9 protein-coding genes and 2 pseudogenes are annotated in these 12,796 nt (G+C 74.6%); 6 read left to right on the top strand and 5 right to left on the bottom strand.

Annotated elements, in window-relative coordinates; translation table 11 throughout:
• Positions 1–46: 46 nt before the first annotated feature.
• On the bottom strand, positions 47–1,858 hold the full coding sequence (gene ggt / locus K2224_RS36575) for a gamma-glutamyltransferase (RefSeq protein WP_221911405.1): 1,812 nt from the start codon (positions 1,856–1,858) through the stop codon (positions 47–49).
• Between the two features lie 242 nt (positions 1,859–2,100).
• Between ggt and K2224_RS36570 the strand changes: the two genes are divergently transcribed.
• The 5 genes from K2224_RS36570 to ligD all read left to right on the top strand — a co-directional run bounded on the left by K2224_RS36570 (position 2,101) and on the right by ligD (position 9,062).
• Positions 2,101–2,847: a hypothetical protein gene (locus K2224_RS36570; RefSeq protein ID WP_221911404.1), complete on the top strand. Its 747-nt coding sequence runs from the start codon at positions 2,101–2,103 to the stop codon at positions 2,845–2,847.
• 50 nt (positions 2,848–2,897) lie between these two features.
• On the top strand, positions 2,898–3,998 hold the full coding sequence (locus K2224_RS36565; RefSeq protein ID WP_221911403.1) for a calcium:proton antiporter: 1,101 nt from the start codon (positions 2,898–2,900) through the stop codon (positions 3,996–3,998).
• 394 nt (positions 3,999–4,392) lie between these two features.
• Positions 4,393–5,595, top strand: a complete 1,203-nt coding sequence (locus K2224_RS36560) for an IS110 family transposase (protein ID WP_221909414.1) — start codon at positions 4,393–4,395, stop codon at positions 5,593–5,595.
• A 114-nt stretch (positions 5,596–5,709) separates the two neighbouring features.
• Positions 5,710–7,986 carry an MMPL family transporter gene (locus tag K2224_RS36555; RefSeq protein ID WP_260693695.1) on the top strand — a complete coding sequence of 759 codons (2,277 nt, stop codon included), beginning with the start codon at positions 5,710–5,712 and terminating at the stop codon, positions 7,984–7,986.
• A 95-nt stretch (positions 7,987–8,081) separates the two neighbouring features.
• Entirely contained in the window at positions 8,082–9,062 is a 981-nt protein-coding gene (ligD, locus tag K2224_RS36550) for a non-homologous end-joining DNA ligase (protein WP_221911402.1), read from the top strand.
• A gap of 48 nt (positions 9,063–9,110) precedes the next feature.
• Here ligD and K2224_RS36545 read toward each other — a convergent pair.
• The 3 genes and pseudogenes from K2224_RS36545 to K2224_RS36540 all read right to left on the bottom strand — a co-directional run.
• Positions 9,111–9,257, bottom strand: a pseudogene (locus K2224_RS36545) (zinc ribbon domain-containing protein); the annotation flags it as partial.
• Positions 9,234–9,332, bottom strand: a pseudogene (locus K2224_RS41810) (RNA-guided endonuclease TnpB family protein); the annotation flags it as partial. The pseudogenes K2224_RS41810 and K2224_RS36545, both read right to left, overlap by 24 nt.
• Positions 9,333–9,505: 173 nt before the next feature.
• Positions 9,506–10,846 (bottom strand): PLP-dependent aminotransferase family protein, encoded by a 1,341-nt coding sequence (locus K2224_RS36540; RefSeq protein WP_221911401.1) that lies wholly within the window; start codon positions 10,844–10,846, stop codon positions 9,506–9,508.
• 208 nt (positions 10,847–11,054) lie between these two features.
• On the opposite strand from K2224_RS36540, the gene K2224_RS36535 reads away from it, so the two are divergent.
• Positions 11,055–11,876 (top strand): alpha/beta fold hydrolase, encoded by an 822-nt coding sequence (locus tag K2224_RS36535; RefSeq protein WP_221911400.1) that lies wholly within the window; start codon positions 11,055–11,057, stop codon positions 11,874–11,876.
• Positions 11,877–11,937: 61 nt separating this feature from the next.
• On the opposite strand, the gene K2224_RS36530 is transcribed toward K2224_RS36535, so the two are convergent.
• Positions 11,938–12,792 carry a class I SAM-dependent methyltransferase gene (locus K2224_RS36530; protein WP_221911399.1) on the bottom strand — a complete coding sequence of 285 codons (855 nt, stop codon included), beginning with the start codon at positions 12,790–12,792 and terminating at the stop codon, positions 11,938–11,940.
• Positions 12,793–12,796 lie beyond the last annotated feature (4 nt).

Raw genomic sequence — 12,796 nt, 5'->3', positions numbered from 1 at the left:
GTCCGGGTGTCGACGGTGTTGCCGACTGGGCGCCGGCGCTGGGTTGTTACGGCGCCGGGCGGACGACCATCGCGGAGCCGCCGCCGCGCCGGGCCTTCTCGGCCGCGGCGAGCCAGCGGCCGTCCGGAAGCCGTTCCACACCGGTGGCGGCGCCGATCTCCGGGTTGAGCTTGAAGGTGTGGCCGAGCGCCTCCAGTTGCTTGCGCAGCGGGCTGTCGTACAGGGCCGGTTCGAGTTCGGTGGCGGCGGCGTTGCGCTGGCTGGCGCGGGGTGCGGCGATGGCGTCCACCAGCGGCATGCCGCGGTCGAGGTGGTTGAGGAGGGTCTGCAGCACGGTGGTGATGATGGTGGCGCCGCCGGGCGAGCCCAGCGCCAGCACGGGCTGCCCGTGGTGCAGCACGACGGTCGGGGAGATGGACGAGCGGGGCCGCTTGCCGGGGCCGGGGAGGTTCGGGTCGGGCACGGCCGGGTCGGCGGGCGCGAAGGAGAAGTCGGTCAGCTCGTTGTTGAGCAGGAAGCCGCGGCCGGGGACGGTGATGCCGCTGCCGCCGGTCTGCTCGATGGTGAGGGTGTAGGAGACGATGTTGCCCCACTTGTCGGCGACGGTGAGGTGGGTGGTGTTCTCGCCCTCGTAGGTGGTCGGGGCGGCCCGGCCGGTGGTGCCGCAGGGCTTCGGGTGGCGCGGGTCGCCGGGGGCGAGCGGGCTGGTGAGGGCCTTGCGGTCGTTGATCAGGCACTCGCGGGAGGCGGCGAACCGCTTGGAGGTCAGGCCCTTGACCGGGACGTTCACCTGGGCCGGGTCGCCGACCCAGCGGCCGCGGTCGGCGAAGGCGATCCGGCTCGCCTCGATGTAGCGGTGCAGGTACTGCTGCTCGGTCAGGTGCGAAAGGTCGGTCTTCTCCAGGATGTTGAGCGCCTCGGCGACGCTGGTGCCGCCGGAGGAGGACGGGGCCATGCCGTAGACGTCCAGGCCGCGGTAGGTGGTGTGGGTCGGCGCGTGGCCGATCGTGCCGTAGGCGCCGAGGTCGGCGGTGGTCAGGTGGCCGGGGCGGACCTTGCGGGTGCTGCCGGCGCGGACCGGCGGGCGCTGGACGGTGCGGACGATGTCCCGGCCGATCGCGCCGTGGTAGAGCGCGCCGACGCCCTGCTGTCCCAACTGGCGGTAGGTGCGGGCCAGATCGGGGTTCTTCAGCGTCGAGCCGACGACCGGGAGCTTGCCGCCGGGCAGGAAGAGGGCGGCGGTGGCCGGGAAGTCGCGGAAGCGGGCCTCGTTGTCCGCGGTCTGGCGGCGGAAGGTCGGATCGACGGTGAAGCCGTCGGCGGCGAGCTTCTCGGCGGGCCGGAGGACCTGTGCCAGGGGGCGGCTGCCCCACTTCTTCAGGGCGCTGGCCCAGGTGGCGGGGGTGCCGGGGGTGCCGATGCTGAGGCCGCTGGTGACCGCGTCGGCGAACGGTATCGGCTTGCCGTTCTCCAGGAAGAGGTCCTTGGTGGCGGTGCGGGGGGCGGTCTCGCGGCCGTCGAGGGTGCGGACGGTCTTCGACCTGGCGTCGTAGTAGACGAAGTAGCCGCCGCCGCCGACGCCGGCGGAGTAGGGCTCGGTGACGCCGAGGGCGGCGGCGGTGGCGACCGCGGCGTCGACGGCGTTGCCGCCCTTGCGGAGCACCTCGATGCCGGCGGCGGAGGCGTCCGCGTCGACGCTGGCGACCGCCCCGCCGTAGCCGACGGCGACCGGGGTCTTGGCGGGGGCGGTGGTGCCGGGCGGGGGCGCCGCGGTGCGGGCGGCGGCCGGAACCGCCATCAGGGAGCCGGCCAGTGCGGCCGTGACTCCCAGGACGGTGAGACGACGGGCGTGGGACATACCTGGACTTCCTCCTGAGGTGGTGCGAAGGGGGCGGCAGGGGCCGGAGCCTACCCGGGCCAACAGCGCGCCGACAGGGGGTATTTCGGGGGCGGCGGCCGCTCGGTGAGGGCGGTGCGCGGGACCGGGCGGTTCGGGGACGAGCCGTACGTGCCCGCCCTATCCGCACGGACCGGGGCAAGGGGTGCGGCGCGACGGCCCGACATCGAACACCCGCCCGACAGCGGCTACGCTCGCCCGCCATGGACGACACCCTGCTGCTCCTCCTGACCGCGGCGGTGGCCCTCCTCGTGGGGCTGGCCGTCGGCTGGGCCGGGCTCTCCGCGGTCACCCGCCGCAAGCGCACCCGCGAACAGGGCTTCTTCGGGCTGCCCGACGGTTCCGAGTGCGTCCTGGTCACCCACCGGGACAGCGCCTCGGCGCAGTGGAGCATCCCGCGGCACGACGCACTGGCCCTGCTGGGGCTGGCGTCGGTGATCGAGAACTGCGGCGCGCACCCGGAGGTCGCCCCGCACGACACCGGGCTCCAGGGCTTCGGGGCGCGCACCGAGTTCTGCGTCGGCGACCCGACCGCGCACCGCCGGCTCGCCGCCCATCTGGCGAGCCTGCTGCCGGGCGTCGCGGTCCACCCGGGCGACGCGACCGGCGCCGGCCGGGGCACGTTCACCATCGGCGGGACGGCGTACCGGATGGAGCCGGGGGCGGTGGAGTACGTGCTGCTGGCCCGGCTGACGGCCGGGGAGGGTGGCCGGCCGGTGTTCCTGGCGGCCGGTCAGCGGCCGGTCACCCACCGGGCCGCGGTCCGCCATCTGGTCCGCAACCGCTCCAAGCTGGCCCGCCGGTACGGCACGGACGGGCAGTTCGCGCTGCTGCTGAAGGTGGTCAACTCGCAGGCGTACGGGCCCGACGTGGTGGAGCTGGTGGCCGATGTCAGCAAGCCGGCACTGGCACCGGCGGAGACCAAGGGCCAGCACCGGGCGACCGCCTGAGGCGACCTCACCGACGGGCGGGGGCCCGGCTTCTCTGTCAGGCTCGGGGCATGAGCCCCCGCCCGCGTACGCCCTTCCTGCACTGGAGCGGTGCGCTGCCGGTCGTGGCGGTGGTGCTGCTGGTGCTGGTGTGGGGGCGCTCGCTGCCGACCGCACTGGTCGGCGTGGTCTCGCTGTTCCTGGCCGCGGCGGTGCTGGCCGCGGTGCACCACGCGGAGGTGATCGCGCACCGCGTGGGCGAGCCGTTCGGGTCACTGGTGCTGGCGGTCGCGGTGACCATCATCGAGGTGGCGCTGATCGTCACGTTGATGGCGGACGGCGGGGAGAAGAGCGCCGGGCTGGCTCGGGACACCGTCTTCGCGGCCGTCATGATCACCTGCAACGGCATCGTCGGGCTCTGCCTCCTGATCGGTGCGCTCAAGCGGCGGGTGGCGGTCTTCAACGCCGAGGGCACCGGGGCGGAGCTGGCCTCGGTCACCACGCTGGCCGGGCTCAGCCTGGTGCTGCCCTCCTTCACCACCACCGCACCCGGGCCGCGCTTCTCCGGCCCGCAGCTGATCTTCGCGGCGATCGCCGCACTGGCGCTGTACGGGCTGTTCGTGACGACCCAGACCATCCGGCACCGGGACTACTTCCTGCCGGTCACCACGGCCGGCGAGGTGATCGACACCGAGGACCACGCCGATCCGCCGTCCCTGCGGGTCGCGCTGAGCAGCCTGGGGCTGCTGGTGGTGGCGCTGGTCGCGGTGGTGGGGCTGGCCAAGGCGGTCTCGCCCACCATCGAGTCCGGGGTGGCCTCGGCCGGCCTGCCGTCGTCCGTGGTGGGTGTGGTGATCGCGCTGCTGGTGCTGCTCCCGGAGACCATCGCGGCGGTCCGGGCGGCCCGGCGGGACCGGATGCAGACCAGCATCAACCTCGGCCTGGGCTCGGCGATGGCCAGCATCGGCCTGACCATCCCCGCGGTCGCGCTGGCCACGATCTGGCTCAAGGGCCCGCTCATCCTCGGGCTGGGCGCCAGTCACATGGTGCTGCTGGCGCTCACCGTCGCCGTCGGCACCCTGACGGTGGTGCCGGGCCGGGCCACCGTGCTGCAGGGCAGCGTCCATCTGACGCTGTTCGCGGCGTACCTGGTGCTGGCGGTCAGCCCCTGAGGGTTCGCCCCGGTGCGGCCGGTACGTGAGAGCGGTCACCCGGCGCCCCGGAGCCCCCGTTAATGGTTTACCGTTCAATTGGCAGCGCGCCCCCGGGCCGCGCCCCTCGAACCGCCCCGGCCGGGTTCCCCCGTCCGGCCGGGGCTTCCCCCGCTCCCCCCATTACCTTCTTGGTGGCCCCGCAATGGGGCGCCCGGCCTTCGGAGTTGGCATGACTTTCTCCCCCTGTCGAACGTATGGCCTGGGGGGTGGTGTCACCGGCTCCGGAGGCATCGACAGACCGCTGATTAGGGGCATGACCACCGGCTTGTCCGCAGGTCGGGAGGCTCTTCGTAATGTGGATGTGGCGATCGGTGCCGTGGGACGGCCGGGCGGGAACGACCAGAGGACGCACGTGATCGACGTCAGTGAGATCGGCGCCTTCCTCGGCCTGGACGTCGGCAAGAGCGAACACCACGCCACCGCCGTCACTCCGGCCGGAAGGAAGGCCTTCGACAAGCGGCTGCCCAACAGCGAACCCAAGCTCCGCGACGTGTTCGCCAAGCTGAAAGCCAAGCACGGCACCGTGCTCGTGGTCGTCGACCAGCCCGCCTCCATCGGCGCCCTGCCGCTGGCCGTGGCCCGCGACATGGACTGCCCCGTGGCTTACCTGCCGGGCCTGACGATGCGGCGGATCGCCGACCTCTACCCCGGTGAAGCCAAAACCGACGCCCGCGACGCCTTCATCATCGCGGACGCGGCCCGGTCGATGCCGCACACTCTGCGGGCCGTCGAGCTTGCCGACGAGGCAGTAGCCGAGCTGGAAATGATCGTGGGTTTCGACGACGACCTGGCCGGCGAAGCCACCCGCATCAGCAACAGACTGCGGGGACTGCTGACACAGATCCACCCGTCGCTGGAACGGGTACTGGGACCGCGAATGCAGCACCCAGCCGTGCTCAAGCTGCTCGACCAGTGCGGTTCGCCGGCCCAGGTCCGCAAGGCCGGACGGCGTCGGCTGGTGAACCTGATCCGCCCAAAGGCACCACGGATGGCGGAACGGCTCGTCGATGACATCTTCACCGCCCTGGACGAGCAGACAGTGGTCGTGCCAGGCACGGCCGCGGCCGCATTGATCGTCCCCAGCCTCGCCAGCTCGCTCCAGTCGGTACTTGACCAGCGCAAACTCCTCGCCACAAGGATCGAGGAACTGCTGGAGGCTCACCCTCTTTCCAAGGTCCTGACGTCCATGCCGGGGATCGGCGTCAGGACCGGAGCACGCATCCTCATCGACATCGGCGACGCCAGCAGCTTCCCCAGCGCCGCCCACCTCGCCGCCTACGCCGGCCTCGCCCCGGCAACCCGCAGTTCCGGGTCCTCCATCCGCGGCGAACAGCCATCGCGCAGAGGAAACAAACAGCTCAAACGCGCCTTCTTCCTCTCCGCGTTCGCCGCCCTGGCCGACCCCGTCTCCAGGGCCTACTACGACAAGAAGATCGCCCAGGGAAAACACCACACCCAAGCCCTCCTCTGCCTCGCCAGACGACGAGCCGACGTGCTCTTCGCCATGCTCCGCGACGGCACCTTCTACCAACCCCAACCAGCCCCCACGGGTTGACGAAACCCATAGGGGCACCCCCCGGTACGGCCCCGCGCCGTACGCCCGCGGCCGCACCACCCGTCTCGCTCCCCCCGCATGCCGCCGCGCCGGAACGCGCCTTGAATGCGAGACATGTCGTTGCCATCTGCGCCGGTCCGCCGGCGGCCCGAGGGAACCCTGCGGCGCCTCGGCGAGTGGTGCGCCCGCCACGCCGTGCTCGTCCTGGTGCTGTGGCTGGTGGGACTGGCCGGCGTGCAGGTGCTCCAGCGGACGTTGGGCGGGGTCTACGCCGACGACTTCTCGCTGCCCGGAGCCCCGTCCGTCCAGGGCCGGGAGGTGCTCACCGCACACCACCCCGCCGCCGGCGGCTACGCCGGCCAGGTCGTGCTGCACGCCGACCGGCCGCTGACCGCCTACGCCGGCCCGATCGACCGCGCCACCGCCGCCCTGGCGAAGCTGCCGGCAGCGCTGTCCGCACAGGGGCCGCTGCCGCCGCCGGGGTCCCGGACCCCGTCCCCCGCCCCCGGCACGGCACCCACCGGGCCGCTCTCCGCCGACGGCCGGACCGGATACCTCACCGTGCGGTTCCGGGACCCGCCGGGGCGCCTGGGGCCGGACGTCCTGCCGGGCACGGACCGGGCGGTGGCGCCGCTGCGCGCGGCGGGCGTCCAGGTGGAGTTCGGCGGTGCGCTGGGTCACCTGGCGCGGCCGGGCACCGACGACCGGCCGGGCATGCTGCTCGGGTTCGCGGTGGCCACGGCCGTACTGCTGGCCGTGTTCGGCGGCGTACTGGCCGCCGGCCTGCCGCTGCTGACCGCGCTGATCGGCGTGGTCTGCGGGACCGGCTGTCTGGGCCTGCTGGCCGCCGCCTTCCCCTTCGCCCCCGTCTCCCCCACCCTGGCCACCCTGCTCGGCCTCGGCCTGGGCATCGCCTACGCACCGATCCTGATCACCCGTCACCGGCAGCTGCTGCGGGACGGTGCGGACCCGGCCACCGCCGCGGGCCGGGCCGCGGCCGGCGGCGGCCGAGCCGTCCTGGTCTCGGGTGCCGCTGTGCTCGTCGCGCTGCTGGGCCTGTCCGCCGCCCGCGTCGGCCTCCTCACCGGGCTGGCCGCCGCGGCCGCGCTCACCACGGCCACCGCGGTGCTCGGGGCGCTCACCCTCGTCCCGGCGCTCCTCGGGCTGCTGGGCCGGCGGTTCGACCGGCTCCGGGTGCGCGGGCCGGCCGCCGAGACGGCCCCGGAACCGGCCGCCGGGGCGCGCCGCGTCCTCCGCCGCGCCCAGCGGGTGGCCCGCCGCCCCTGGCCGTTCCTGGCGGGCGGAGTGCTCGCCCTGACGGTGCTCGCCGGCCCGGCCCTCTCGGCGCGGCCGGCGCACCTCGACGCCGGAGCGGACCCGCCGTCGTCCACCGCCCGGCGCGCCTTCGACCTGATGACCGCGGCGTTCGGCCCCGGCGCCCCCGGGCCGCTGACGCTGGTCGTCGACCGCAGCGCGGTACCGGAGGCGGACCGCCCGGCGCTGGCCCGGCAGGCCCGGCAGGTGCTCGGCCGGATCCCCGGCACCGCCGCCGTCACCCCGCTCACGGCCGCCCCGGACGGCGCGGTGCTGACCGCCACCGCCTACCCCGCACGGGCCCCGCGGGACGCCGCCACCGCCACGCTCGTCCACCACCTGACGGACTCGGTGCTCCCCCGCGCCCTGGACGGCTACGAGGCCCGCGGCTACGTCACCGGCGCCACCGCGACCCAGGTGGACTTCCTGGACCGGGTCGCCGACCGGCTGCCGTCGGTGATCGCCCTGGTCGTCTGCCTGGCGTTCCTGACCGCGCTGGCGGTGTGCCGGGGCGTGCTGGCCGCGCTACAGGCCACGGTGCTCACCACGCTGTCGGTCGCGGCGTCGTACGGGGTGGTGGTGGCGGTCTTCCAGTGGGGGTGGGGCGGCCCGGCGCTGGGCGTCGCGGGACCGGTGCCGGTGGAGGGCTGGGTTCCGCCGGTGCTGTGCGCGATCGGCTTCGGACTGGTTACCGGCTGCGACTCCTTCCTGCTCTCCCGGGTCCGGGCGAACCGGCCGCGCTACGTCGACCCGGCCGAGGGCGCGGCGCACGCCCTGGCGGACACCTCCCGGGTGCTCACCTGCGCCGCCCTGATCACGGCCGGGGTCTTCGCCGCCTTCCTGCTCAGCGACGTCGTGGTGGTGAAGATGCTCGGGCTGGGCCTGGCGGCGAGCGTGCTGCTCGACGCGGCGGTGGTGCGGCCGCTGCTGATGCCCGCGGCGCTGGCGCTGCTGGGCCGGCGGGCGTGGTGGGCGCCCTGGTGGCTGGACGCGGCGTACCCGGAGGCGGTGCGGACGTGGCTGCGACGGCTGCGGCCCGCGGAGCCGGTGGGGCAGCCGGAGGCGACGGACCACTGACCACGGATCGGGGCCGGGCACCGGGGCGGCCGCCCGGGGCCACCGCCCTCCTGGCCCGCCCTGCGGGGAGCTGCGCCTCCGCCGATCATCGGAGTATGGCCCCGACCCCCGGGGGCGGCGCCGCGGCCCCGCCCCCGTATCCCGTGATCCGGCCGATGCTCGCCGTGCTCGGGCCGCTGCCGCCCGACCACGAGCAGGCGGCCTGGGCGTTCGAGGCCAAGTGGGACGGGGCCCGGTGCATCGTGAACACGCCGGGCGACGGCACCCTCCGGCTGGTCACCCGGGCCGGCAACGACGCCACCGCGACCTACCCCGAGCTGAGCCCGCTCGGCGAGCAGCTGCGCGGCCGGCCCGCGGTGCTGGACGGCGAGGTGGTGGTGCTGGACCCCGCCGGACGCCCCGACTTCGGGCTGCTGCAACGCCGGATGGGCGTGCTCAACCCGCGCCGCACCGCCCGGCTGGCCATGGAACTCCCCGTCCAGCTGGTGCTCTTCGACGTGATGTACCTGGGCGGGCCGCTGCTGGACGCGCCCTACCACGAGCGGCGGGCGGTCCTGGCAGGGCTCGGGCTGGACGGCCCGAACTGGTCGGTGCCGGGCTACCTGGCCGGGCACGGCCGGCGGGCCTGGGACGCGGCGCTGCACGGCGGCCTGGAGGGCGTGATGGCCAAGCGGCTGTCCTCGCCCTACCTGCCCGGGGTGCGCTCGGACGACTGGGTGAAGACCAAGTACCTACAGACGCTGGACATCGTCATCGGCGGCTGGACGGAGGGGCGCGGCGCGCTCGGCGGCCTGCCGGGGTCGGTGCTGGCGGGGGTCGCGGAGCCGGCCGGGCTGCGGTTCGTGGGCGCGGTGGGCTCCGGGCTCTCCGACCACGAACGGCAGGAGCTGGCGCGCTACTTCGGCGTGATCCCGCTGGACCGCTCGCCGTTCGTCAACGCCGTCGAGCTGACGGGGGTGCACTGGGCGGAGCCCCGGCTGGTGGCCGAGATCGCCTTCAGCGGATGGACGTCGGCGGGCCGGATCCGGCACCCGGTCTGGCACCGGCTGCGGCCCGATCTGACCCGGCTGGGCTGACCGAGCCCAACGACTTCCAGCAGTTGGCTTCCTCCCCCTCGGCTCGCGGTTGTTCTCGGCGACGAAGCCGCAGGCGGAGCACCGCTGCGACGTGTACGCGGGATTGACCTTCACCACGCGCGTGCCGGTATAGCGGGCCGCGCTGGAGAGGGCGAGTTCGAGGCGGTGCCATCGGCTGACGGTAGCCGAACGGATCTCACCACCGAGCGGACGCGACCAGCGAAAGCGCACCCAGCCCAGCTTCGGTAGTTTCGCCTGCCCCCATTTGCGAAGGCCGCCGGACTGGCGGTATCGGCCTGTGGAGCGCCGACAAGCCCAGAATCCGTTCTGGCACAGCACAACGAAGCAGGAAGCCACGGATCCCCTCCCAAAGCCTGCTCCGCGTAGCGGCACAGCGACGAGAGAGAAGGCCAGAATCCTCGGACTTCAGCCCGGGGAGCAAGTCAATCCGCCCCGGCGTCCTCCGGCGTCCGGCGGGCCAGTCCGGCCAGCACGTCGAGGGCGTCCGCGAGGACGTCGACGGGCGGCGCGGACAGCGCCAGCCGCACCGCGTTGGGGACGTGACCCCGGCCCGCGGCGAAGGCGCCGGACGGGGTGACCGCGATGCCGTGGCGGGCCGCCGCGGCCACGAAGGTGTCCGCCCGCCAGGGCTCGGGAAGTTCCCACCAGCAGTGGTAGGAGTGCGGGTCGGTACGGAGCCGCTGACCGGCGAGGCGGTCCGCGGCGATCCGCTGACGGGCCGCCGCGTCGGCGCGCTTCTCCGCCTCGACGGCGGCCGCGGTGCCGTCGTCCAGCCAGCGGACCGCCGCGGCCAGCGCGAAACCGGACGCGGTCCAGGCGCCGGAGCGGAGCGCCGCGGCGAAGTCGGGACCGGCGTCGCGGACGGGGGGCACCAGGAAGCCGAGCGTCAGTCCGGGGGCGAGGCGTTTGGAGAGGCTGTCGACGAGCACCGTGCGCTCCGGCGCCAGGGAGGCGAGCGGCGGCAGGTCGGGGCGGAGGAAACCGTAGACGGCGTCCTCGACCGCGAACAGTTCCAACTCCCTCAATTCCTCGGCGAGTTCGACCCGGCGGGCGTCGGGCATGGTGGTACCGAGCGGGTTGTGCAGCGCGGGTTGCAGATAGACCGCGCGCAGCGGCGCGGCGGCCCGCAGCGCGTCGGGGGTCACGCCGTGCTCGTCCATGGCCAGCGGGACGAGGGTGATGCCCAGCCGGGCCGCGATGCCCTTGACGACGGGGAAGGTGAGCGCTTCGACGCCCAGGCGCTCGCCGGGCGGGACGAGGGTGGCGAAGGCCGCGGCGAGGGCCTGGCGGCCGCTGCCGGCGAAGAGCAGCCGGCCGGCGTCGGGGACCCAGCCGGCCCGGGCGAGGTGCCTGGCCGCGGCCCGGCGGGCGGCGGGGGTGCCGGCGGCGGCACCCGGGCGGAGCGCCGCCGCCATCGTGTCGTCCTGCTGGAGCAGCCGGCCGAGGCTGCTGGCGAGGAGCGCGGGCTGCCCGGGCAGAACGGGGAAGTTGAGCTCCAGGTCGATCCGGTGGCCGCCGGGCTCGGCCAGCGCGGGCTCGGGCGCCGGGGGCGCCGTGCGGACGAACGTGCCGCGGCCGACCTCGCCCACCGTCAGGCCGCGGCGGCCCAGTTCGCGGTAGACCCGGGCCGCGGTGGAGTCCGCGATCCGCCGTCGGCGGGCGAACCGGCGCAGCGGCGGAAGCCGGTCCCCCGGGCGGAGCCGGCCTTCCCCGATGACCGCGGCCAGTTCGTCGGCGATGGCGCGGTAGTCGTCCCCCGGCACTTGTGCACTCCCCTCCCCGGCATTGCGCCGCCGGCATCGCACCACTGCCATGGCACTGCACTGCTGACCTGACACTGCTGACCTGCACCAGCGGCATTGCACCGAGCACATTGTTCCTATTGTGCCGAGACAATGCCCCTCATAGCATCGAGCCGTCAACTCCCGGACACGGCAAGGCCGCAGGTGATGCGGCAAGGAGAGGTGTGCCATGGCATCGGTGCAATGCGACGGGATCTCGATCGCGTATGACGACGAGGGCAGCGGCGAGCCGCTGGTGCTGATCCACGGGCACCCCTTCGACCGCTCGATGTGGCGCCCGCAGAGGGAGCACTTCAGCCGCGCCGGCATGCGGGTGATCACCCCGGACCTGCGCGGCTACGGCGAGAGCCCGGTGGTGCCCGGCAAGACCCCGCTGGAGACCTTCGCCGGGGACGTCGCCGCACTGCTCGACCATCTCGGCGTCGAACGGTGCGTGCTGGGCGGGCTGTCCATGGGCGGGCAGATCGTCATGGAGTGCTACCGCCGATTCCCGGAGCGGATCCGGGCACTGCTGCTCGCCGACACCTTCGCGGCGGCGGACACCGCCGAGGGCCGGGCGGTGCGGCTGCGGACCGCGGAGCGGCTGCTCGCGGAGGGGATGGACGGGTACGCGCGGGAGGTGCTGCCCAAGATGATCGCGCCGGCCCATGTCACGGCACTGCCGGCGGTCGCCGAGCACGTCCTGGGGATGATGCGGAACACCTCCCCCGAGGGCGCCGCGGCCGCCCTGCGCGGCCGGGCGGAGCGGCGGGACTACACCGGGATGCTGCCGGAGATCTCCGTGCCCACCCTGGTCGTGGTCGGCACGGAGGACGAGTTCACGCCGGTCGCCGACGCCCGGGTGATCCACGAGGCGGTGCCGGGCGCGCGGTTGAGGATCGTTCAGGACGCCGGCCATATGCCGAACCTGGAGCGCCCGGAGGAGTTCAACGCGGCGCTGACGGAGTTCCTGGCCGCGCTGCCGGCCCCGGCCGCCGCCCCTGAGGGCTGAGCGCGCCCCGCCCGGGGGCGCGCCCCCTGCGCCCCAACGGCCCGATTTCCCGGCTACCCGGCTACCCGGCTACCCGCCCCGAGGCCAGCAACGCCGTGTGCGGCAGCACCAGTTGCCCGTCCGGAGCGGCGAACTCGACCGCCAGGTCGCGGAAATGACGCCGGATGCGCTCGGTCGCCGCGGGGCCCTGGGAGGTCACGACCCGGCCGATGGTCGCCACGCCGGATGCCGGACCGTGCCACCACTCCTCCGGCGTGGTGCGGTGATCCCAGGAGACCGCGGAGCACACCACCCCGGCCAGGCGGCCCGCGGTGCGGAGCAGTTCCGCGAGCCCCGGCTCGGTGCGCGGGAAGTCGTCCTCGGGTGCGAGGGCGGGGATGTCCGGCGGTCGCGGTACGCCGGCCGCCTGCACCGCGCGGCCGAGCAGCGCCTGGCCCGATGCGGGCGGCGCCGCCCAGATGGTCAGCGCGATCCGGCCGCCGGGGCGGGTCACCCGACGCAGCTCCGCGAGGGCCGCCCGCGGCCGTCCGACGTGGTTGAGCACGAAGTTGCCGACGACGGCGTCGAACGATTCGTCGGCAAAGGGCAGTTGGGGCAGTGCGGCCAGCCGGACGGCGACCTCGGGGGCGGCGGCCGCGGCAGCGCGCACCATGTCGGGTTCGGCGTCCACGGCGGTCACCCGGGCCCCGCGGGCGCAGGCGGCCGCCGCGGCGGCACCGGTCCCGGTGCCGGCGTCCAGCACCCGGCTGCCCTCGGTGACGCCCGCGGCGTCCAGCAGCCGCGGGACCGTATACGCGCACAGTCGCCCGAAGCCCGCCGCGTACGCCGCGGCCCGCCCGGCCCACGCCCGCCGTTCACCGACGTCGAACGGCGTCTCCCCCGCGAACTGCGCCGACGCCTCTCCGGTGTTCGTCACACCC

The sequence above is a fragment of the Streptomyces sp. BHT-5-2 genome (assembly GCF_019774615.1).
Lineage (GTDB): Bacteria > Actinomycetota > Actinomycetes > Streptomycetales > Streptomycetaceae > Streptomyces.
The sequence above is the reverse complement of the archived record's forward strand: the minus strand, read 5'-3'. Positions and strand labels throughout refer to the sequence as shown.

Coding starts and splice junctions, on each gene's coding strand:
- K2224_RS36565 (WP_221911403.1), top strand. CDS start 2,898: ATGAGCCCCCGCCCGCGTACGCCCTTCCTGCACTGGAGCGGTGCGCTG.
- ligD (WP_221911402.1), top strand. CDS start 8,082: ATGGCCCCGACCCCCGGGGGCGGCGCCGCGGCCCCGCCCCCGTATCCC.
- K2224_RS36570 (WP_221911404.1), top strand. CDS start 2,101: ATGGACGACACCCTGCTGCTCCTCCTGACCGCGGCGGTGGCCCTCCTC.
- K2224_RS36555 (WP_260693695.1), top strand. CDS start 5,710: ATGTCGTTGCCATCTGCGCCGGTCCGCCGGCGGCCCGAGGGAACCCTG.
- K2224_RS36535 (WP_221911400.1), top strand. CDS start 11,055: ATGGCATCGGTGCAATGCGACGGGATCTCGATCGCGTATGACGACGAG.
- ggt (WP_221911405.1), bottom strand. CDS start 1,858: ATGTCCCACGCCCGTCGTCTCACCGTCCTGGGAGTCACGGCCGCACTG.